The 19,105-nt window shown below is 70.4% G+C and carries 18 protein-coding genes and 1 pseudogene; 5 read left to right on the top strand and 14 right to left on the bottom strand.

Annotated elements, in window-relative coordinates; translation table 11 throughout:
• Nucleotides 1-5: 5 nt before the first annotated feature.
• The 5 genes from MMR14E_RS22675 to MMR14E_RS22655 form a co-directional block, all read right to left on the bottom strand.
• Nucleotides 6-1,355 (bottom strand): aspartate aminotransferase family protein, encoded by a 1,350-nt coding sequence (locus tag MMR14E_RS22675; RefSeq protein ID WP_331317408.1) that lies wholly within the window; start codon nucleotides 1,353-1,355, stop codon nucleotides 6-8.
• Complete coding sequence (locus tag MMR14E_RS22670) at nucleotides 1,355-3,052, bottom strand: ABC transporter ATP-binding protein (RefSeq protein WP_331317406.1); 1,698 nt, start codon at nucleotides 3,050-3,052, stop codon at nucleotides 1,355-1,357. Before MMR14E_RS22670 ends, MMR14E_RS22675 begins: the two co-directional genes overlap by 1 nt.
• A gap of 11 nt (nucleotides 3,053-3,063) precedes the next feature.
• The gene (locus MMR14E_RS22665; RefSeq protein ID WP_056530297.1) at nucleotides 3,064-3,903 is read right to left on the bottom strand and encodes an ABC transporter permease; all 840 of its coding nucleotides are present in this window, start codon (nucleotides 3,901-3,903) and stop codon (nucleotides 3,064-3,066) included.
• The gene (locus tag MMR14E_RS22660; RefSeq protein ID WP_331317404.1) at nucleotides 3,900-4,871 is read right to left on the bottom strand and encodes an ABC transporter permease; all 972 of its coding nucleotides are present in this window, start codon (nucleotides 4,869-4,871) and stop codon (nucleotides 3,900-3,902) included. Before MMR14E_RS22660 ends, MMR14E_RS22665 begins: the two co-directional genes overlap by 4 nt.
• A 118-nt stretch (nucleotides 4,872-4,989) precedes the next feature.
• Nucleotides 4,990-6,543, bottom strand: coding sequence for an ABC transporter substrate-binding protein (locus MMR14E_RS22655; protein WP_331317402.1), 1,554 nt, complete (start codon nucleotides 6,541-6,543; stop codon nucleotides 4,990-4,992).
• Nucleotides 6,544-7,179: 636 nt separating this feature from the next.
• Between MMR14E_RS22655 and oxlT the strand changes: the two genes are divergently transcribed.
• The 5 genes and pseudogenes from oxlT (at nucleotide 7,180) to MMR14E_RS22630 (ending at nucleotide 11,495) form a co-directional block, all read left to right on the top strand.
• Entirely contained in the window at nucleotides 7,180-8,481 is a 1,302-nt protein-coding gene (oxlT, locus tag MMR14E_RS22650; RefSeq protein WP_331317400.1) for an oxalate/formate MFS antiporter, read from the top strand.
• Between the two features lie 322 nt (nucleotides 8,482-8,803).
• A complete protein-coding gene (locus MMR14E_RS22645) occupies nucleotides 8,804-9,505 on the top strand; it encodes a GntR family transcriptional regulator (RefSeq protein ID WP_331317398.1) in 702 nt (233 codons plus the stop codon).
• A 27-nt stretch (nucleotides 9,506-9,532) separates the two neighbouring features.
• Nucleotides 9,533-9,715 carry a hypothetical protein gene (locus MMR14E_RS22640; protein ID WP_331317397.1) on the top strand — a complete coding sequence of 61 codons (183 nt, stop codon included), beginning with the start codon at nucleotides 9,533-9,535 and terminating at the stop codon, nucleotides 9,713-9,715.
• 24 nt (nucleotides 9,716-9,739) lie between these two features.
• A pseudogene (locus tag MMR14E_RS22635) lies at nucleotides 9,740-9,913 on the top strand (ABC transporter permease); the annotation flags it as partial.
• 331 nt (nucleotides 9,914-10,244) lie between these two features.
• A complete protein-coding gene (locus MMR14E_RS22630) occupies nucleotides 10,245-11,495 on the top strand; it encodes an NAD(P)/FAD-dependent oxidoreductase (protein ID WP_331317395.1) in 1,251 nt (416 codons plus the stop codon).
• A 98-nt stretch (nucleotides 11,496-11,593) separates the two neighbouring features.
• On the opposite strand, the gene MMR14E_RS22625 is transcribed toward MMR14E_RS22630, so the two are convergent.
• The 9 genes from MMR14E_RS22625 to MMR14E_RS22585 form a co-directional block, all read right to left on the bottom strand.
• Nucleotides 11,594-12,526 (bottom strand): glyoxylate/hydroxypyruvate reductase A, encoded by a 933-nt coding sequence (locus MMR14E_RS22625; protein WP_331317394.1) that lies wholly within the window; start codon nucleotides 12,524-12,526, stop codon nucleotides 11,594-11,596.
• A complete protein-coding gene (locus MMR14E_RS22620) occupies nucleotides 12,523-12,978 on the bottom strand; it encodes a type II 3-dehydroquinate dehydratase (RefSeq protein ID WP_331317393.1) in 456 nt (151 codons plus the stop codon). Before MMR14E_RS22620 ends, MMR14E_RS22625 begins: the two co-directional genes overlap by 4 nt.
• 61 nt (nucleotides 12,979-13,039) lie before the next feature.
• Complete coding sequence (locus tag MMR14E_RS22615) at nucleotides 13,040-13,987, bottom strand: LysR family transcriptional regulator (protein ID WP_056530311.1); 948 nt, start codon at nucleotides 13,985-13,987, stop codon at nucleotides 13,040-13,042.
• A gap of 58 nt (nucleotides 13,988-14,045) precedes the next feature.
• Entirely contained in the window at nucleotides 14,046-14,720 is a 675-nt protein-coding gene (locus tag MMR14E_RS22610; RefSeq protein WP_331317390.1) for a DUF1028 domain-containing protein, read from the bottom strand.
• On the bottom strand, nucleotides 14,717-15,139 hold the full coding sequence (locus tag MMR14E_RS22605) for a RidA family protein (protein WP_331317389.1): 423 nt from the start codon (nucleotides 15,137-15,139) through the stop codon (nucleotides 14,717-14,719). The genes MMR14E_RS22610 and MMR14E_RS22605 overlap by 4 nt, the downstream gene beginning before the upstream one ends.
• Nucleotides 15,140-15,601: 462 nt before the next feature.
• Nucleotides 15,602-16,210: a glutathione S-transferase N-terminal domain-containing protein gene (locus tag MMR14E_RS22600; RefSeq protein WP_331317388.1), complete on the bottom strand. Its 609-nt coding sequence runs from the start codon at nucleotides 16,208-16,210 to the stop codon at nucleotides 15,602-15,604.
• Nucleotides 16,207-17,433, bottom strand: a complete 1,227-nt coding sequence (locus MMR14E_RS22595) for an ABC transporter ATP-binding protein (protein ID WP_331317387.1) — start codon at nucleotides 17,431-17,433, stop codon at nucleotides 16,207-16,209. Before MMR14E_RS22595 ends, MMR14E_RS22600 begins: the two co-directional genes overlap by 4 nt.
• Entirely contained in the window at nucleotides 17,414-18,232 is an 819-nt protein-coding gene (locus tag MMR14E_RS22590) for an ABC transporter permease (protein WP_331317386.1), read from the bottom strand. Before MMR14E_RS22590 ends, MMR14E_RS22595 begins: the two co-directional genes overlap by 20 nt.
• Nucleotides 18,232-19,095 (bottom strand): ABC transporter permease, encoded by an 864-nt coding sequence (locus MMR14E_RS22585; protein WP_331317384.1) that lies wholly within the window; start codon nucleotides 19,093-19,095, stop codon nucleotides 18,232-18,234. Before MMR14E_RS22585 ends, MMR14E_RS22590 begins: the two co-directional genes overlap by 1 nt.
• Nucleotides 19,096-19,105: the final 10 nt, after the last annotated feature.

Genomic DNA, 19,105 nt, shown 5'->3' with positions numbered 1-19,105 from the left:
CGGGCTCACGCGGCGATCGTGTCGAGGGCACGGCCGACGGCGTCGAACATCGCGCCGATCTGCTCCGCGGTGATGATCAGCGGCGGGCAGAAGCACAGGGAATCGCCGATGGCGCGGGCGATCACCCCCTGTTCGAGGGCGGCGGCCTGGATCGCGGCGCCGGCCGCGCCGGGCTTCGCGCCGGGTGCCGTCGCGGGTTTCAGCTCGAGGGCCCCGATCAGGCCGACGCCGCGCCACGTCTTCACCAGGGGGTGCTCGGCGAGCCCCGCCAGCCGCTCGAGGAAGAGCGGGCTGAGGCGCCGGCAATTCCCCACGAGGTCGCGCTCCTCGATGATCCGGATGTTCTCCAGGCCGACCGCGGTGGCGACGGGATGGCCCGAGGCCGTGTAGCCGTGGCCGAGCACGCCGAGCCGGGCGGATTCGTCGGCGATCGGCTCGTAGAAGTTCGCGTTCATCAGGATCGCCGAGAGGGGCATGTACGAGGAGGAGATCTGCTTCGAGAGGACCATCACGTCCGGCTCGATGCCGAAGGTCTCGCAGCCGAACATCGCCCCCGTGCGCCCGAAGCCGCAGATCACCTCGTCGGCCACCAGCAGCACGTCGTAGCGGCGCAGCACCGCCTGGATCTCCGCCCAGTAGTTCTCCGGCGGGACGTAGACCCCGCCCGAGGCCATCACCGGCTCGCCGAAGAAGGCCGCCACGGTGTCCGGCCCCTCGGCCAGGATCAACGCTTCGAGCTCGTCCGCCATGCGCCGGGAGAACGCGGCCTCGCTCTCGCCCGGCAGGGCCGAACCGGCGTAGTCGGGGCAGGAGACGTGGCGCATCCGGTCGAGCGGCAGGTCGAAGCTCTCGTGGTTGCGCGGAAGGCCGGTGATCGAGCCCGCCGCGATGGTGACGCCGTGGTAGCCCTTCAGGCGGCCGATGATCTTCTTCTTCTCCGGCTTGCCCAGGGCGTTCGAGCGGTACCACGCCAGCTTGACGACGAGGTCGTTGGCCTCGGACCCCGAGGAGGTGAAATGCACCTTCGACATCGGGACCGGCGCCAGGCTGATCAGCTTCTCAGCGAGGTCGACCGAGGGGCCGTGCGTCTTGTGCGCGAAGATGTGGTAGTAGGAGAGCTGGTCCATCTGCCGCTTGGCGGCGTCCGACAGGCGCCGCTCGCCGAAGCCCACGGCGACCGACCAGAGACCCGCCAGCCCCTCGATGTAGCGCCGGCCGGCATTGTCGTAGACGTAGATCCCCTCGCCCCGCTCGATCACGAGCGCGCCGGTCTTGTCGTAGTTGCGCAGGTCGACCAGCGGATGGAGCTGGTAGGCGATGTCGCGCGCCTCGACGGAGTTGGGCATGAAGGTCATCAGACGGGTGTCCTGATCGCGGCGGGAGGGAGAGCGAAGGCGGGGGCCTCCGGCGGGGTCGTTCGGGGCCTGCGGCCGGGGATCGCCGCCACGAGGCTGCGCGTGTAGGGCGCGCGGGGATTCGAGAAGATCTCGGGCCCCGGCCCGATCTCCACGACCGCGCCCTTCTCCATCACCATCACGCGGTCGCAGATCTTGGCCGCCACCCGCAGGTCGTGGGTGATGAACAGGAGCGAGAGGTGCAGCTCCCGCTTCAATTCGTCGAGGAGGTCGAGGATCTGGGCCTGGATCGAGACGTCGAGGGCGCTGACCGCCTCGTCGGCCACGATGATCTCGGGCTTGAGCGCCAGGGCCCGGGCGATGCCGATGCGCTGGCGCTGCCCCCCGGAGAACTCGTGGGGGTAGCGGTCCGCCGCCGAGGCGTCGAGGCCGACGCGCGCGAGCAGCGCGGACGCGGCCTCCAGGGCGGTCCCGACGTCCTCGCCGTAGGCGATCGGGCCGTCCGCGATGGCCCGCCCGACGCGCACCCGCGGGTTCAGCGAGCCGTAGGGATCCTGGAAGACCATCTGGATCCGCCGCCGCGCCTGCCGCAGGGCCTCGCCCGACAGGCCGGCCATGTCGATGCCGCCGAGGCGCACCCGTCCCCCGTCCGGGTCCTGGAGCCGCACGAGGCAACGCCCCACCGAGGACTTGCCCGACCCGCTCTCGCCGACGATGCCCAGGGTCTCGCCGCGGCCGAGGGTGAACGAGACGTCGCGCACCGCCGCGACGGTCCGGGGCGCCCGGAACAGGCCGCCGCCGAGCATGTAGGTCTTGGTCAGTCCCTCGACGTCGAGGACGGGAGCCCGGGGCGCCGCCCGCGCCGCCCGGCCGGCCCCAGCCTCCATGTCGGGGATCGCGGCGATCAGCTTGGCGGTATAGGGGTGCTGCGGCCGCTCGAGGATGTCGGCGGCGAGGCCCTCCTCGACGATCCGGCCGTGCTGCATCACCGCCACCCGGTCGGCGATCTCGGCGACCACACCGAAATCGTGGGTGATGAACATCACCGCCATGCCGCGCCGGGCCTGGAGATCGCGGATCAGGCGCAGGATCTGCGCCTGGGTGGTGACGTCGAGCGCCGTGGTCGGCTCGTCGGCGATCAGCACCTGCGGTTCGAGGGCCAGCGCCATGGCGATCATCACACGCTGCCGCTGGCCGCCCGAGAGCTGGAACGGGTAGGAGGCGGCGGCGCGCGCCGGGTCCGGCAGGCCGACCTCGGCCAGCAGTTCGAGGGCCCGGCTCCGGCGCGTCCGCGGCGTCAGCAGGCCGTGCGCGGCGAAGACCTCGGCGATCTGCGCCTCGATCCGCATCAGCGGGTTGAGGGCCGTCATCGGCTCCTGGAAGATCATCGCGATGCGCCGCCCGCGCACCGCGTAGAGCTCCGCCTCGTCGAGGGTGAGCAGGTCGGTCCCGCCGAGGAGGATCCGCCCGCCGACCGGCCGCACCGTCTCCGGCAGGAGACCCATCGCGGCGTTGGCCGACATCGACTTGCCGGACCCGCTCTCGCCGACGATGCAGAGGATCTCGCCGGCGCTGAGCGTGAAGCTCACTCTGTCGACCGCGTAGGGGCGGTCCGCGCCGGGCGGCAGGGCGATGGCGAGCTTCTCGACGACGAGGACCGGCTCGCCGGGGGCGTGAGTTTGCGGGGCGACAATCATGGCTGCGCCCCTCATCGCGTCTTGCGCGACAGGCGCGGGTTGAGGGCGTCGTTCAGCCCCTCGCCGACGAGGTTCAGGGCGAGCACCGTCAGGAGGATCGCGACGCCGGGAAACAGGCTCACCCACCACGCCTGCCGGATCACCGTGCGCCCGGCGCCGATGACGTAGCCCCACGACATGATGTTGGGATCGCCGAGACCCATGAACGACAGGGCGCTCTCGAGCAGGATGGCGGCGGCCACCATCATGGTCCCGAGGACGATGACCGGCGAGAGCGTGTTGGGCAGGATCTGCCGCAGGATGATCGGGCCGCTGCGCTGGCCCGACAGCACCGCGGCCTGCACGAATTCCCGGCCGCGCAGCGCCATCACCTCGCCCCGCAGGAGCCGGGCCACCGGCGGCCAGCTCACGATCGCGATCGCCGCCACGATGGAGACGAGGCTCGGCCGGAAGATCGCCACCAGCACCACCGCGAGGGCGAAGTTCGGCACGCTCTGGAAGAACTCGGTGAAGCGCATCAGCAGGTCGTCGACCCGGCCGCCGAAATAGCCCGCGACGGCCCCGATCGGGATGCCGATCAGCAGCGCCGCGAGCGTCGAGACGAAGCCGACCAGCAGGGACACCCCGGCCCCGTGGGCGACCGCGGAGGCGATGTCCCGGCCCATCGTGTCGGTGCCCAGCGGGAAGCCGCTGTTGGTGAAGGGCGGCAGGAACGGGCGCTGCACCATCGCCCAGGGGGAGCGCGGGTAGAGCGCCGGCGCCGCCATCGCCAGGACCAGCACCAGGACGAGGATGACGATCCCCGCCACCGCGCCGCGGTTGCGGGCGTATCGGACCCAGAACGCCGTCATGCCGCAGCTCCGATACGGGGATCCACCAGCCGGTAGAGGATGTCGGTGATGAGGTTGAAGGCCAGCACCATGGCGGCGGAGACGACGAAGATGCCGAGGAGGAGGTTGTAGTCCCGCTGCTCCAGGGCCTCGAACATCAGCCGGCCGATGCCCGGCCACGCGAACACGGTCTCGATCAGCACGGCGCCGCCGACGAGCTGGCCCGCCTGGAGGCCCGCCAGCGTCACGACCGGCAGGATGGCGTTGCGCAGGATGTGGCGGACCAGCACGGCGCGGGGGCGCAGCCCCTTGGCGCGGGCGGTCCGCACGAAGTCGAGGCGGCTCACCTCCAGCACCGAGGCCCGCGTCATGCGGGCGTAGACCGCCATGAAGAACAGGCCGAGGGTCAGGGCCGGCAGCACGAGGTGGTGGAGGATGTCGGCCGCCCGTTCGAGGCCGCTATAGCCTGACCCGACGCTCTCGTAGCCGAAGCCCGGAAACCACCCGAGCTGCACCGAGAACAGCAGCACCGCCATCAGCGCCAGCCAGAACAGCGGCGTGGCGTAGAACAGGAGGGCGAGGGTCGAGATGACCGAGTCGGAGACCTTGCCCTGGCGCGAGGCCGCCAGCGCCCCCGCCGCCACGCCGAGGACGAGGGAGATCAGGAAGGCCGAGCCCGACAGGAGCAGGGTGGCGGGCAGCCGGTCGGCGATCAGGTCGATCACCGGCATGCCCTGGCGGTAGGAATAGCCGAAGTCGAGCCGCAGGACGTTGGCGAGGTAGGTCAGGAGCTGGATCGGCAGCGGCCTGTCGAGGCCGAAGCGCTCGCGCAGCTGCTGCAGGAAGGCGGCGTCGGCATCGCCGGCCTCGCCCGCCATCACGGAGGCCGGATCCCCCGGCGCCGCGTGGATCAGCGCGAAGTTGAGGATGACGATCCCGACGAGGATGAGCGCCATCTTGCCCAGGCGCGCGGCGATGAAGCGGGGCATGACGGGAAGGGTCCTCCGCGCGCGGGAGCCCGGCCGGGGCGGCCGGCGGCTCGGTGTCGGACGGGGCCCCGCGATCGGGGCCGGGGCAGGGGGCGTCGTGCGGGCCGGTCCGGCGCCGTCAGCGCTTGATCCACGTGTCGCGCAGCGAGTCGTTGAGACCGTTGGCGGTGGTGATCAGGTCCTGGAAATTGCACCGGTAGATGACCGGGAAGCGCAGATCGAGCAGCCACGCCACGGGCACGTCCGCCTGAACCGCCTTCTGGACCTCGTCGTAGAGGTCCTGGCGCTTCCCGGCCGGCGTCGCCAGGGCCGCCTTGGCGAACAGCGCGTCCACGGTCGGGTTCGCGTAGCCCTCGACGTTGTTCCAGGGATTGCCCTTGGAGATCTGCGAACTGATGTAGTTCCGCTCGACGCCGAGGGCCGGGTCGCCGTTCTGGAACAGGAAGGTGAAGGCCATGTCGTAGTCCCACTGGGACACGCGCTGGTTCCAGCCCGCCACGTCGGTGGCCTGGATCTCGACGGGGATGCCGACGTCGCCGAGATTCTGCTTCACGGCCTCCGCCCAGCGCTGCCACGTCTCGCCGTAGGGGAGCGGCAGCAGCTTCAGCGGCTTGCCGTCGTAGTGCATCTCGGCGAGCAGCGCCTTGGCCTTCTTCGGGTCGTGCGGATACTGCGGCTGGACGGCCTTATAGAACGGTGTCGTCCCGGCGATCGGACCGGTGGCGACCTTGCCGATCCCGTTCCACAGGACGTCGAGGGCGAACTGGCGGTCCATGGCGTACATGACCGCCTGGCGAAACCGCACGTCGTTCATCGGCGGCTTGCGGTTGTTCAGCCAGAGAAACGACAGGGGCGAGTCGAACTCCTGCCCCTTCTGCGAGACGCAGGTGTTCTTCAGGGTCGTCAGCCGCGGCACGTCGAAATTCTCGACGGACCCGCCCGGCAGCACGTCGACCTTGCCGGTCTCGTAGGCCACGGCGCGCGAGGCGCCGTCCGGGATGACGTGGTAGTAGATGTCCTGAAGATAAGGCTTGCCGGAGAGATAGTAAGTCTCGTTCTTGACGAGGTGGATCGCGCTGCCCTTCCGCCAGCTCTCGAACTTGAACGGACCGGTGCCGATCGGCCGGTCGTTCGCCGGGTTGGACGCGTAGTCGGTGCCCTCGTAGATGTGTTTCGGCACCATCGGCATCACCCAGAAGGCGAAGCTGCGGATGAAGGGCTCGAAGGGTTCCTTGAGGGTGAAGACCACCGTGTGATCGTCCGGCGCGGCGACACCGGCCACACGCGTCATCGTGTTCCTGTGCCGCGGCTGCGTCTTCATGAGGAAGTCGTTGACCGAGAACAGAACGTCGGCGGCGGTGAACGGCTTGCCGTCGTGCCACGTCACCCCTTCATTGAGGTGGAACGTGTAGCGCAGCCCGTCGGGAGAGATCTCCCAGCTCTTCGCGAGGGACGGCAGCGGACTGAGCTTGTCGTCGTAGCGCAGCAACCCCTCGTAGATCTGCCCGGCCACGAGCTGCGTCGGCGCGTTGGTCACGAGGCCCAGCATCAGGCTGGGCGGTTCCGGCTGGACGATCAGGTTGGCGCGACCGCCCGGGACGGGCTGCGCCTGCCCGGCGGACGGTGCGGCGAGAACCGCGATCGTGAGCAAGCTTCGAAGAACGTTCGACATGGAAGCTCCATCCACTGAAACGACCTGCGCGGATCACTCGAGCGCGTCAGAAAACGATGTGCTGTCCTCGTGCTGAGGCCGGGCGTCGCTCCTCACCGTCCGACGCGCGACGGTCCCGCCCCCGCCGGTGGACCGGGCGGTCCCGCCGCGGAAGGGCTCAGCGATATATCGGTATATCAAAATTAATTCAGAGGTTTGTCAAACCGAGGTGGCGGAAAAAGGTGTCACGCGGCGCCTCATTGCGCGCCAGGCTCGCCCAAATGTTGAGCCCGGCGGACCGATGCGGTGCGGCGCGCTCGGCACGACACCTGGAAGCCGGGTCATCGACGCGCGCGCTCCCGACCCGGTCTCGCGCCCGGGCCGATCCGAGCCCCGCGCGGCCCGGGTCGGATCGGCGCGGGATCGGCGGCGCGACGGGATCGCACGCGCGGCGCGGACTTATAATCCCGTTCGCCCGCTCACGAGGGATGAATTATTCTGCTTGCCATCTGATCTTGGCACACAGAATAATGCATGCCGCCAAGCCAATCTCGGAACCCGGCGAACGGTTCCGGCGACGGCAAGCGATGCGCCGACGTGCACGCCAATCCTATAGCACGTCGCCGGATGTCAGCGCAGGGACGAGGGAGGAAGGTCATGGCCATGCCAAATGCCACGCCGGCTACGGCGATACCCAGTACAAATCGATGGTTGCAGATCGTGCTCGGCGTGATCTGCATGGTCGCAGCGGCCAACATCCAGTATGCCTGGACGCTGTTCGTTCCCGAGATCCAGAAGACCTTCGGTTGGGACCGCGCCGCGATCCAGGTCGCCTTCACGATCTTCGTCGTCGTCCAGACCTGGCTGACCCCGATCGAGGGCTACTTCATCGACAAGTACGGCCCGAGCCGCGTCGTGATGTTCGGCGGCCTGATGACGGGCCTGGCCTGGGTCATCAACTCCTACGCCACCAGCCTGAGCGGCTTCTATCTCGGCTCGGTGGCCGGCGGCATCGGCGTCGGCTGCGTCTACGCCACCTGCGTCAACAACGCGCTCAAGTGGTTCCCGGACAAGCGCGGCCTGGCGGTCGGCCTCACGGCGGGCGGCTACGGCGCCGGCTCGGCGCTCACCATCCTGCCGATCGCCAAGATGATCGACGGCGGCAACTACGCCCAGGCCTTCTTCGTCTTCGGCCTGATCCAGGGGGCCATCATCATCGCCGCCGCCATCGCCATGCGCGCCCCGCGCAAGGATCAGGTGCCGTTCTCCACCAAGGTCCTGCAGTCGCGGCGCGACTACACGCTGGGCGAGGCGCTGCGCACCCCCGTGTTCTACGTGATGCTGCTGATGTTCACCTGCACGGTGACGGGCGGCCTGATGGCCGTGGCCCAGCTCGGCGTGATCGCGCAGGATCTCGGGGTGAAGAACTTCCAGGTCAACCTGTACTTCTTCGCCATGGCGGCGCTGCCCTTCGCGCTGATGCTCGACCGGATCATGAACGGCATCTCGCGCCCGCTCTTCGGCTTCGTCTCGGACCGGATCGGGCGGGAGAAGACGATGTTCATCGCGTTCGCGATGGAGGGCATCGGCATCGTGGCCCTGGGCTACTTCGGCTCCAACCCGTGGGCCTTCGTGATCCTGTCCGGCGTGGTGTTCCTGGCCTGGGGCGAGGTCTACTCGCTGTTCAGCGCCACCGCCGCCGACACCTTCGGCTCGAAGCACATCGGCAAGATCTACGGCGTGCTCTACTGCGCCAAGGGCTTCGCGGCGCTGTTCGTGCCGGTGGGCAACCTGATCATGCAGGCGACCGGCACCTGGGCGACGGTCCTCTACACCGTGGCGACCATGGACCTGATCGCCGCCGTCCTGGCGATCGCGGTCCTGCGGCCGATGCTCAAGCAGCACCACGCGGCGAACACCGACGCGGCGGCGCCGGCGCTGAAGCTGGCCCACGCCTGAGCGGGGGGCCCGGCCGCTCCGCGGCCCGGCCACACCCGCGCTGCCCCGGCTCCGGAATCCCGGAGCCGGGGCAGCGACGATCGAGCGGGCCCCGCGCCGCCGGCACGCGCGGAATCGTCTCTCCCGCGCGCCTGGCGGCCGCGAGCCATCCCAGATCTATCTCCGAACCTTTGGCCGAACCTTTGGCTGTAACCTTGGCCGGGCACCGAAGACCGGGCGACGCGCGGCGTCCCGACGCCTCCCGCCCGACCTCTCGACCGCGCTCCGGCGCCTTCCCACGATCTGAGGCCAGACTCACCTCTCGCGTTTTCGGAGCCCGACCGTGCTGCAGCCTTCCGAGACCTCTCTGGGTCTAGCCTCGATCGGACAGACACTGAGCCTGCGTGAACAGGCCTACGACAGCATCAAGCAGTCGATCCTGGCGATGGATCTCTACGACGGCTCGGCGCAGATCCGGCTGCACGAACACCAGATCGCGCAGGATCTCGGCATCAGCCGCACGCCGGTCCGAGAGGCCCTGACGCTCCTGGAGCGGGAGGGCTTCGTGAGCACCGTGCCGCGCCGCGGCCTCTTCGTGACGCGCAAGACCAAGCGCGAGATCGTCGAGATGATCACCGTCTGGGCCGCGCTCGAAGGCATGGCGGCCCATGCCGCCGCGCGGCACGCCGCGGATCCCGATCTCCGGGCGCTCGGAAGGGCGTTCGATGATTTCGAGATCTCGACCCTGCCCGATCATCTGAAGGCCTACGACGTGGCCAACCTCGACTTCCACCGGACGATCATCCGCCTCGGCGGCTGCGGATTGATGGTCGAGATGACGACCAACCTGTTCATCCACATGCGGGCGCTCCGGTCGGCCTTCCTCCATCGGGCCGGGAGGCTCGAGGACTCGATGCGCGAGCATGCCGCCATCATCGCCGCGCTGCAGGCCCGCGACGCGGATCGGGCCGCGATCCTCGTCCGCGATCACGCCCTCGGGCTGATCGCGCACGTCGAGGCGCACTGGGCTTGGCCGGAGGGGTAAGAGCCCCCGCCGACGGAGGACCGACCTATGCTACCGCCCGTTCAGATGACCGATCTGCTCGGCCTCGGCTTCCTGATCATCGGACTCGTCGGAGCCGGGATCGCCAGCGCGAGCCGGTCGACGCGCTTCGCCGAGGAGCCGCGTGAGGAGCTCGCCGGCGGAGCGCTGCTGGTGGCGATCCTCGGCCTCGCCTTCGTGCTGGCCGAGTGAGCGGGCGCAGCGCCGGCAGGGTCGGCCCCCTGGATCGCCCCCTACGATCCGACCGCCACCGACTGGGCCAACGTCCGCGGCGCGCCGAGCCTCGCGCACCCGTTCGGCGGCGACGAAGTCGGGCGCGACGTGCTCTCGCGGATCATCTTCGGCGCCCGGGCCTCGCTGGGCGCCGGCCTCGTCTCGGTGGCGCTGGCGGGCCGGCAACGGATTCGGATCCGCGAAGTCGGAGAGCGTGCACCGCATCGCGACCCGCTTCCAGGGCGAGACCGAGCCATCGCCTCGCTGTCTCGCCGCTTCCGTCCTACGGAATGGGGTCCGCGCAGCGCTGCCTTCAGCCAGGATCCGGCGATTCGCATTTTCCGAAGCGCCCCATAAGATAATCGTACTTCTCATCTGCGCCCCGTTCCAGCAGACCTCACTGACCAATCACATCACTGATCCCGTGTGGAGCAGGTCGAGTTCGGCCGGCGCTGACGCCGCCGGCGGATTCCGTGATCGAAGGGTCCGCGAGTTTTCGGGAGCTGACATGGCAGTCGAGACCACCGACACCCTGGTCGTGGGGGCGGGCCAGTCGGGTATCGCGATGAGCGAGCATCTCAGCGCCTCGAAGATCCCGCACATCGTGCTGGAGCGGAGCCGTATCGCGGAGAACTGGAGCTCCATGCGCTGGGACTCCCTCGTGGCCAACGGGCCGGCCTGGCACGACCGCTTCCCCAACATGCTGTTCGAGGATGTGCATCCGGACGCCTTTCCGGGCAAAGATCGCGTCGCGAAATACTTCACCGATTACGCCGCGATGATCGCGGCCCCCATCCGGACCGGCGTGGAGGTCAGGCACGTCAGGCACTGCCAGGGTCGCCCGGGATACACCGTGACGACCTCGGACGGCATCTTCGAGGCGCGGCGGGTCGTTGCGGCGACCGGGCCGTTCCAAGTGCCCTCGTTCCCCGACATCGTTCCGAGCGAGGCGGCGGTCGATCAGTTGCACTCCTCGACCTACAAGAACCCGGGCCAACTGGCCGACGGCGCCGTGCTGGTCGTCGGATGCGGCGCTTCGGGCTCGCAGATCGCGGAGGAGCTCTGCAAGGCCGGACGGCAAGTCTACCTGTCCGTGGGCGAGCACTACCGGCCGCCCCGGGCCTATCGTCAGCGGGACTACTGCTGGTGGCTGGGCGCGCTCGGTCTCTGGGACGAAGTGAAGTCGAAGCGCAAGAAGCGGCACGTCGCCTTCGCCGTGAGCGGCTACGAGGGCGGGCGGACCGTCGATTTCCGGCGCCTGGCGCATATGGGCGTCACGCTGGTCGGCGTGACCCGCGCCTACGAGAGCGGCGCCCTGCACTTCGCGGACGACCTCGTGCGGAATATCGCCGACGGCGACGAGGCCTATTTCGAAGTCCTCCGAGACGCCGATGCCTATATCGCGCGCAAAGGCATGGACCTGCCGCCCGAGCCCGAGGCGTGGCGGCGCTACGAGGACCCGGACTGCCTCCGGGCGCCGATCCTCAGCCTCGACTTGCGCGAGGCCGGCATCGGCACCATCCTGTGGGCGACCGGCTTCAAGTACGATTTCAGCTGGCTGGACGTCGACGCGTTCGACGAGCAGGGCATGCCCCTGCACAAGCGCGGCGTCTCCGCGGAGAACGGCATCTACTTCCTCGGGCTGCCCGACCTGACCAACCGCGCCTCCGCCTTCATCTACGGCTGCTGGCAGGATGCGAAGCACATCGCCGACCACATCGTGGTCCAGCGCAACTACGACGCCTATACCCGGGCCTGACGGGTCCGGACCGCGCCGGGGCCCCCGCACGAGACGCCCGCTCGCCGGCCGATCACCCGTTGCGCGAGACGGCGCGACGGGTGTCCCGTGCGAGGTCCTCAGTAGCCCCGCGCCAAGTCCACGCGGTGCTCGGGCGGGCGGCCCGCGCGGACCCGGTGGATGTTCTCGGCGATCTGCCGCGCCGCGGAGGCGGGGATCGCTACCGAGGCGAGGTGCGGCGTGACGAGCACGCTCTCCATCGCCCAGAGCGGGTGCCCCTCCGCGAGCGGCTCGGTCTCGAACACGTCGAGCGTCGCCCCGCCGAGATGGCCGGCCGCCAGAGCCGCGACGAGCGCGGGCTCGTCGAGCACGGCCCCGCGCGACACGTTGACGAGCGCGGCGCCCCGCGGCAGCGCGGCGAGCTCGTCCGCCCCGATCAAGCGCCGGGTCTCAGGGGTCAGCGGCAGCATCACCACCAGGATCTCGCTCCGCGCGAGAAACGGGATCAGCGCGTCCGGCCCCGCGCGACAGTCAATCCCGGGAAGCGCCTTCGGCGTGCGCGACCAGCCGGCGACGGAGAAGCCCTGCCGCGCGAGTTCGAGCGCCGCCGCGCCGCCGAGCTCGCCCAGGCCCAGCACGCCGACCCGGATCTCCCGGGCCTCGCGCGGATGGACGTAGTGCCAGCGGCCGGCCCGCTGGGCCGCCTCGAAGGCCGGGATGTCGCGGGCGTAGCGCAGCACCGCGAACAGCACGTAGTGGGTCATCATCCGTGCCATCTCGGGGTCGGACAGGCGGGTGATCGGCACGTCGGGCAGGTCGTCCCGGCCGACGAGCGCGTCGGCGCCCGCGCCCAAGATGGTGACGAGCCGCAGGCCCGGATGCCGCGCGAAGAAGCCGGCCGGTGGCTTCCAGACCAACGCGTAGCGGACATCGTCCCCGGGCCCGATCTCGTCCGGCGCCCTGACGCGCACGTCCGGCAGCAGCGCCTCCAGCGCCTCGCGCCAGGGCTCGATCGGATCGACGGCGCTCGCGAAGACGAGGGTCTCGGTCACGCGCGGACCTCCCGCACCAGGGTGGCGAGGGCGGTGATGGCCAGCTCGTAGCCGAGGCCGCCGAGCCCCGCGACCACGCCGGTCGCCGCCCGCGAGACGTAGGAATGGTGACGGAAGGGTTCCCGCTTCCAGATGTTGCTCATGTGAACCTCGACGATGGGGCCGGGAAAGGCCAGCAGCGCGTCGAGGATCGCCACCGAGGTGTAGGTGAGCCCGGCCGCGTTGACGGCGAGGCCCGCGGCCGTGCCCCGCGCCTCCTGGATCCAGTCCACGAGCACGCCCTCGTGGTTCGACTGCCGGAAGTCGAGGCCGACCCCGACGCTCTCGGCGTGCCGCTCGCAGCGCGTCCTGAGCGCGGGGAAGCTCTCCGTGCCGTAGGTGCCGCTCGGATCGAGCCCGTACAGGTTGGCGTTCGGGCCGTTCAGGAAGAGGATCGGGATCGGCGCGGTCATGGAGCTCTCCTGTGGGCGTTCCTCGGGGCGTTCCTCGGGGCTCGCCGCGCCGGGCACGGCGTCAGCGCGGCACCCGCCGCTCGATGGCGGGCGCGACCATGCCGGGGATGTAGGCGTCCGAGATGAAGGCCCGGCAATGGGTCTCGAAGGCCTCCACGAGGCGCGAGCGGTTGAGCTGCTTCAGGCGCGCGAGGCCGATGCGCATCGGCCGGTGCGTGCCGGCGAGCCGCACGCGCCGGAGCCGCTTCCCGTCGAGCGCGAGGTCGGAGCGCGGGCGCACGTTGAACAGGGTGTAGCCGTGACCGTTGGCCACCATCGTGCGCACCACCTCTTGGTGCGCGGAGCGCGCGGCGATCTTCGGCTGCAAACCCTCGGCCATGAACAGGGCGAGGAAGTATTCGCGGCTCAGCGGCAAGTCGAGGAGGATCATCGGCTCGTCCACGATGTCGGCCATCGCGACGGCGGTCTGCTCCGCCAGCGGATGTCCCTCCGCCACGAGAACGTGCGGCGGCAGGTCGACGAGCGGGGTGAAGTGGATGTCGTCCGGCACGTGCAGGTCGTAGGTCAGCACGACCTCGGTCTCGGAACGGCGCAGGCCGACGATGAGCTGTTCCTGGTCGCCCTCGACGTAGCGGATCTGCGTGGCCGGGAAGGCGGTGGTGAAGGCGTGGGCGAGTTCGGGCACGAGCATCGGCGCGAGCGTCACCATGCAGCCGAGCGAGAGGGGCCCCCGCACCTGTCCCCCCGCCTCCGAGGCCAGGGTGTAGAGCCCCTCGGCCTGTTCCACGAGGGCCTTGGCTTCGCGCAGCACCTCGCGGCCGATCGGCGTCAGCGTGAGCCCCTGGGCGTGGTGACGGACGAAGAGCTGCACGGAGAGTTCCCGCTCCAGATGCGCGATGGCCGTCGAGATCGAGGGCTGCGAGATGTGGATGCGCTCGGAGGCGAGCGTGATGCTGCCGGTCTGGCCGGCGGCGATGAAGTATTCGAGCTGGCGCAGGGTGAACCGCATTCGCTGCCTTCAGCGCGCGGCCGACCGACCTCGATGCCGCCTCGCGTCCCGTCCTCGATCATAGGTCGCCCGGGACTCCGTAGCTCGGGGCGGAGACCGGGTCGAGGGCGCGGGTGACGTAGGCGTCGAGCTGCGGCCGGTAGAGGTCCCACAGCGCCGCGAGGCCGGCGATCGGGCAATCCTCCGTCCAGTCGACGCGCAGGTCCGCGACGGGCCACGCGACCTCGCGCACCAGCATCAGGCCGGCCGACCGCACCGGGCCCGCCTCCCCGCCGGCGGCGAGCGCCGCCCGCATCGCGACGAGCAGACGGTCGCCGAGATGGCCGGAGGTGCCGAGGAAGGCCTCGACCATGGCGGCAGGCACGCGCGCGTCGGCCAGAAGGTTGCCGCCGCAGGCGACGTTCTCGGCGCGCGCCTCGGCCCAGGTCCCGAGCGCCCTGGGCCCGGAATGGATCGCCGTGCCGCCGGCCGCGTCCACGACCAGCACTTGGCGGTACGCCATCGGGCCGCCGGTCCGCCGCAGGACGGCGACGGTCTCTGCGGCGTCGGCGCCGAGCGCCATCAGATCGAGGGCGCGCCGGCCGAGCCGCGGGTCGGTCACGTTCTGGCTCGCGACCGCGCCGATCTCCGCGCGGGCATGGGCGCACCGCGCCGCGACGGCGGGTGAGGAGGACGAGACCGCGACGCCGAACATGCCGGTCGACGCGCAGCGCGCCACGATCGAGAACGTCATGCCGCCTCCGGGATGACCGCGATGGCGTCGATCTCGACCAGCCACTCCGGCCGGGCGAGCGCGGAGACCACGATCCCGGTCGAGACCGGATGGACGCCCTTCAACCAGCGGCCGACCGTGCGGTAGACCGGCTCACGGTAGCGCGGGTCGACGAGGTAGATCGTGATCTTGCAGATGTGCTCGAGCCGCGACCCGGCCTCTTCCAGCAGCATCGCGATATTGGCCATCGCCTTCTCGGTCTGACCGGCGGCGTCGCCGATCGCGACGCTCTCGGAGCTGTCGAGGTCCTGACCGATCTGCCCGCGCACGAATACCATCTGGCCCCGGGCCACCACGGTCTGGCAGAGATCGTTGTCGAGCTGCTGCTCCGGATAGGTGTCGCGGGTGTTGAAGGGACGGATCCGCTTGTGGACGGTCATCGGGTCGTTCCTACCTCGGGCAAGAGCGCGGGCTGCCTGTCGGTGCGGCGCCAAGGGGCGCCCCGAGAACAGGGCGCCCCCGCGAACAGGGCGGCCTGCCACGGCGGGCAGAGGGCACGCACCCGGCCGCGCGACGCATCGGGATCGAACGGTGGCGCCCGCCTTCAGGCTTGAGCGCGTCGAGGATATCAATCCGGTCGGTCTCAACAACAATCACTTGCTGGGGTCGTAGTTTGGAAAATCCGAAGCCGCCGAGGGCCCGGGGCGGGCGCCGCGCTTCGGGGGCCTCGGGCCCCGTGCCGCGTGCCGACCGTGCCGATCCGGTCGGTCCGGTGAGGCGGGGGATCCGCCGCGCGTCACTTCTGTCACGCCCCTCCGGACGCGTGTGAGAACGCCGGACCGGGTCGCCGGCTTCGCGTCCGTCATCGCCCATCCTGCGCCGCCTCGCGCTGGGGCCGCGCGTCAATCCTCGGGCTTCGTGCGCTGCATCGACGGCCGCCGGCTGAACGCGGCGTACCACGCGGCGGCGGCGGGCCGTCCGGTGCGCCAGCCGAGGTCGGGGAAGCGGAAATCGAGGTAGCCGAGGGCGCAGGCCGTGGCGACCGTGCCGATGTCGAGCGCGCCCGCAGGCCCGACGCGGGCCGCCTCGATCCGGTCGAGGGCGCCGGCGACCTTCGCGATCTGCCCCACCTCCCAGGCATCCCAGCGCGAGGAGGCCGGCCGCATCACGCGCTCGTAGCGGAGCAGCAGCGCGGCATCGAGCAGCCCATCGGCGAGGGCTTGGCGGGCGAGTGCGTCCCAACGGGCCTCCCCCTCCGGGAAGAGGCGGGGGCCGGCGGAGCGCGCGTCGAGGTACTCGCAGATCACCCGGCTGTCGAACAGCGCGGCTCCATCGGCCAGCACCAGGGCCGGGATCTTGCCGAGCGGGTTGTGACCCACCGTCTCGGGGTTGCGCTCCGTCGGCGAGGCCGTGACCGGAACGATCTCGATCGCCTCGGCCTGACCGGTCTCGTGGGCCAGGACCAGGACCTTGCGGACATAGGGCGAGGTTCGCGCGGAGAGGAGCTTCATCGGGCCGCGGCGTCCTGTCCCGAGACCGTCCGGCCCGCTTGTCCATCCGGGCTTCCGGGCTCGGCCGGGAAGGCGACGAGGCCGGCCTGCGGCACGAGCAGGGCCACCGGGGATCCGGGGGCGTAGGTGGCGAGCGCCCCGTGCCCCGGCATCCGCACCACCACCCGCCCGCCCCTGACGGGATCGGAGCGGAGTTCGGCGTGCAGGTCGATATGCAGGTCGATGTGCGAGCCCTGGTAGACGAGGGCCGCGACCCGGGCCGGCAGGGTACCGAGCTCGCCCGCCGGGCGCACGCCGAGGTGATCCGGCCGCACGAACACCTCGACCGTAGCGCCGACCGCACTGTCGCCCAGGGCGCCGGCCTCGACCTCGCGGCGCAGGTCACCGATCGCGACCGTCGCGCGCTCGCCCACCCGCGCCTCGAGGCGACCGGGCAGGATGTTCACGTCGCCGATGAAGCCCGCCACGAAGCGGTCCTGCGGGTGACGGTACACCTGATCCGGCGTGCCGATCTGCCGGACGCGACCCGCCGACATCACGACGATCCGGTCCGACATGCTCAGCGCCTCGCCCTGGTCGTGCGTGACGAAGACCGTCGTCACGCCGAGCCGGCGCTGGATCTCCTTCAGTTCGACCTGCATCGCCCCGCGCAAGTTCTTGTCGAGGGCCGAGAACGGCTCGTCGAGGAGCAGAACCTTCGGGCGGATGACGAGGGCGCGGGCGAGCGCCACGCGCTGCTGCTGCCCGCCGGAGAGTTGGCGGGGCGAGCGGTCCGCGAAGCCGGAGAGCTTCACGAGGGCGAGGGCCTCCTCCACGCGCTCGGCGATCTCCCGTCTCGGCACGCCGCGCACGCGCAGGCCGTAGCCGACGTTCTTCGCGACGCTCATGTGCGGGAACAGGGCGTAGTTCTGGAAGACGATACCGACCTCGCGCTCGTAGGGCGGAGTGGCGGTCACGAGGTCGTCCCCGATGAAGATCTCCCCCGCATCCGCCTCCAGGAAGCCCGCCATCAGGTTGAGCAGGGTGGTCTTGCCGCAGCCCGAGGGTCCGAGCAGCGTCAGGAACTCGCCCTGTTCCACCCGCAGCCAGCTCTCCTCCAGCGCGGTGACCGCGCCGAAGCGCTTGACCACGCCGTCGAGGCGGACCGCCGGGCTTGCCCGGGGCGGCGCGGCTGCGCCCGGGAGGGTCGCCGGCGCGGTGAGATCAAGAGCCTTGCTCAACATTCAGAACCTTGCCGAGCCCGAGGAAGGTGTTGGCGACAATCAGGGCCAGGGCCGTGACCGCGATGTAGATCACCGAGACGGCCGCGAGCGTCGGGTCCGCGAACTCGCGGACGTAGCCGTACATCGCCACCGGCAAGGTCTGGGTCGCCTGCCCCGTCACGAAGAGCGAGGCGGTGAACTCGTTGAAGGACAGGATCGCCGCGAACAGCCAGCCGCTGGCGAGGCCGGGCGCGAGGAGCGGCAGGGTTACGGTGGCGAGCACGCGGCCCGGCCGGGCGCCGAGGCTCGCGGCGGCCAGCTCCAGCCGCTCGTCGAGGTTCTGCAGCGAGATGTAGACCGAGCGGATCACGAAGGGCAGGACTACCACGACGTGGGTGAGGACCACGACGGAGAAGCCCCGCGCCGCACCGATGCCGGTGGCCAGGACCAGGAGGCCGAGGCCGATGGTGAAGTGCGGCACGATCAGCGGCGAGAGCAGCACGCCCTCCAGCGCCGCCCTGAAGCGGAAGGCGTAGCGCTTCAGGGCGATCGCGAAGCCGGTGCCCACGGCGAGCGCGATCGAGGAGGCCCAGGCGGTGACGACGAGGCTGTTCCACAGGCCCGTCTGGAAATCCCGGTAGGTGAGGGCCCGGGCGAACCAGCGCGTCGAGTACGTGGCCGGCGGAAAGCTCAGGATCGCCCGGTCGTTGAACGCGGCGAGCGTCACCACGAAGGCCGGCAGCACGATGAAGGCGAGGATCAGCCCGACGAGGACCTTCCCGGAGATCCCGAGAAGCCGGGTGCGGAGGCCGCGGCGCATCAGTGGCCTCCGAGCGCTTCGAGCGGGCGGGCGCAGCGGCGCACGAGCCACATCGTTCCGAGCGCCAGGACGAGGCCGGCGAGGCTCAGGGACGCCGCGACCGGGAAATTGAAGGAGGACAGGCCGAGCTGGTAGACCAGCGTCGAGACGACCCCGACCTTTCCGCCGCCGATCACCTGGGGCGTCGCGAAGGCGCTGAAGGTCCAGGCGAAGGCGGTGGTGAAGCCCGCCACTACGCCGGGCATCGAGAGCGGCAGCGTCACGGTGAGGAACGCGCGCACCGGCCCGGCGCCGAGGCTCTGGGCCGCGCGCTCGTAGTCGCGGTCGATATGCGCGAGGGCCGCTGCCAGCATGATGACCATCACCGGCAGCGTGACGTGGACGAGGGCGATGATCACCCCGAGCTCGGTGAACATGAGCTGGATCGGCCGCTCGATCAGGCCGAGCTGGCGCAAGGTGGCGTTCACGAAGCCGGAATTGCCGAGCACCACCGTCCAGGCATAGGTGCGCACCACCTCGCCGAGGAAGAGCGGGGTCACCGCGACGATCAGGATGACGGACTTCAGCAGGAGCGAGCGGGTGCGCACCAGGGCGTAGGCGACGGGGTAGCCGACGACCAGGGTGATCAGCGCGGTCTCGAAGCAGATCAGCACCGTGTCGCGCAGCGCCCGGAGCACGATCGGGCGGCCGAGATCGGAGAAATTCTCCAGCGTGAGCCCGCCGACGTCGAGGGAGCCCGGCACGTAGGCGTGCAGGCTGTAGCGCAGGATCGCCGCCATGGCGGCCACGATCGCGGCGGCGATCAGCACCGCCGGCGTCACGAACAGCGGCAGGAAGGGCCGGCGGCGGATCGCGGGTGTCATGAGGCTTCCC

This window comes from Methylobacterium mesophilicum (genome assembly GCF_036441335.1).
Classification (GTDB): Bacteria; Pseudomonadota; Alphaproteobacteria; order Rhizobiales; family Beijerinckiaceae; genus Methylobacterium; species Methylobacterium mesophilicum_B.
This window is presented reverse-complemented; position numbering and strand designations above follow the sequence as displayed.

What these genes read in the sequence shown, in the direction of transcription:
- MMR14E_RS22675 (WP_331317408.1), bottom strand. Translation starts at nt 1,355, where the DNA reads ATGACCTTCATGCCCAACTCCGTCGAGGCGCGCGACATCGCCTACCAG.
- MMR14E_RS22670 (WP_331317406.1), bottom strand. Translation starts at nt 3,052, where the DNA reads ATGATTGTCGCCCCGCAAACTCACGCCCCCGGCGAGCCGGTCCTCGTC.
- MMR14E_RS22665 (WP_056530297.1), bottom strand. Translation starts at nt 3,903, where the DNA reads ATGACGGCGTTCTGGGTCCGATACGCCCGCAACCGCGGCGCGGTGGCG.
- MMR14E_RS22660 (WP_331317404.1), bottom strand. Translation starts at nt 4,871, where the DNA reads ATGCCCCGCTTCATCGCCGCGCGCCTGGGCAAGATGGCGCTCATCCTC.
- MMR14E_RS22655 (WP_331317402.1), bottom strand. Translation starts at nt 6,543, where the DNA reads ATGTCGAACGTTCTTCGAAGCTTGCTCACGATCGCGGTTCTCGCCGCA.
- oxlT (WP_331317400.1), top strand. Translation starts at nt 7,180, where the DNA reads ATGGCCATGCCAAATGCCACGCCGGCTACGGCGATACCCAGTACAAAT.
- MMR14E_RS22640 (WP_331317397.1), top strand. Translation starts at nt 9,533, where the DNA reads ATGCTACCGCCCGTTCAGATGACCGATCTGCTCGGCCTCGGCTTCCTG.
- MMR14E_RS22630 (WP_331317395.1), top strand. Translation starts at nt 10,245, where the DNA reads ATGGCAGTCGAGACCACCGACACCCTGGTCGTGGGGGCGGGCCAGTCG.
- MMR14E_RS22620 (WP_331317393.1), bottom strand. Translation starts at nt 12,978, where the DNA reads ATGACCGCGCCGATCCCGATCCTCTTCCTGAACGGCCCGAACGCCAAC.
- MMR14E_RS22615 (WP_056530311.1), bottom strand. Translation starts at nt 13,987, where the DNA reads ATGCGGTTCACCCTGCGCCAGCTCGAATACTTCATCGCCGCCGGCCAG.
- MMR14E_RS22610 (WP_331317390.1), bottom strand. Translation starts at nt 14,720, where the DNA reads ATGACGTTCTCGATCGTGGCGCGCTGCGCGTCGACCGGCATGTTCGGC.
- MMR14E_RS22605 (WP_331317389.1), bottom strand. Translation starts at nt 15,139, where the DNA reads ATGACCGTCCACAAGCGGATCCGTCCCTTCAACACCCGCGACACCTAT.
- MMR14E_RS22600 (WP_331317388.1), bottom strand. Translation starts at nt 16,210, where the DNA reads ATGAAGCTCCTCTCCGCGCGAACCTCGCCCTATGTCCGCAAGGTCCTG.
- MMR14E_RS22595 (WP_331317387.1), bottom strand. Translation starts at nt 17,433, where the DNA reads ATGTTGAGCAAGGCTCTTGATCTCACCGCGCCGGCGACCCTCCCGGGC.
- MMR14E_RS22590 (WP_331317386.1), bottom strand. Translation starts at nt 18,232, where the DNA reads ATGCGCCGCGGCCTCCGCACCCGGCTTCTCGGGATCTCCGGGAAGGTC.
- MMR14E_RS22585 (WP_331317384.1), bottom strand. Translation starts at nt 19,095, where the DNA reads ATGACACCCGCGATCCGCCGCCGGCCCTTCCTGCCGCTGTTCGTGACG.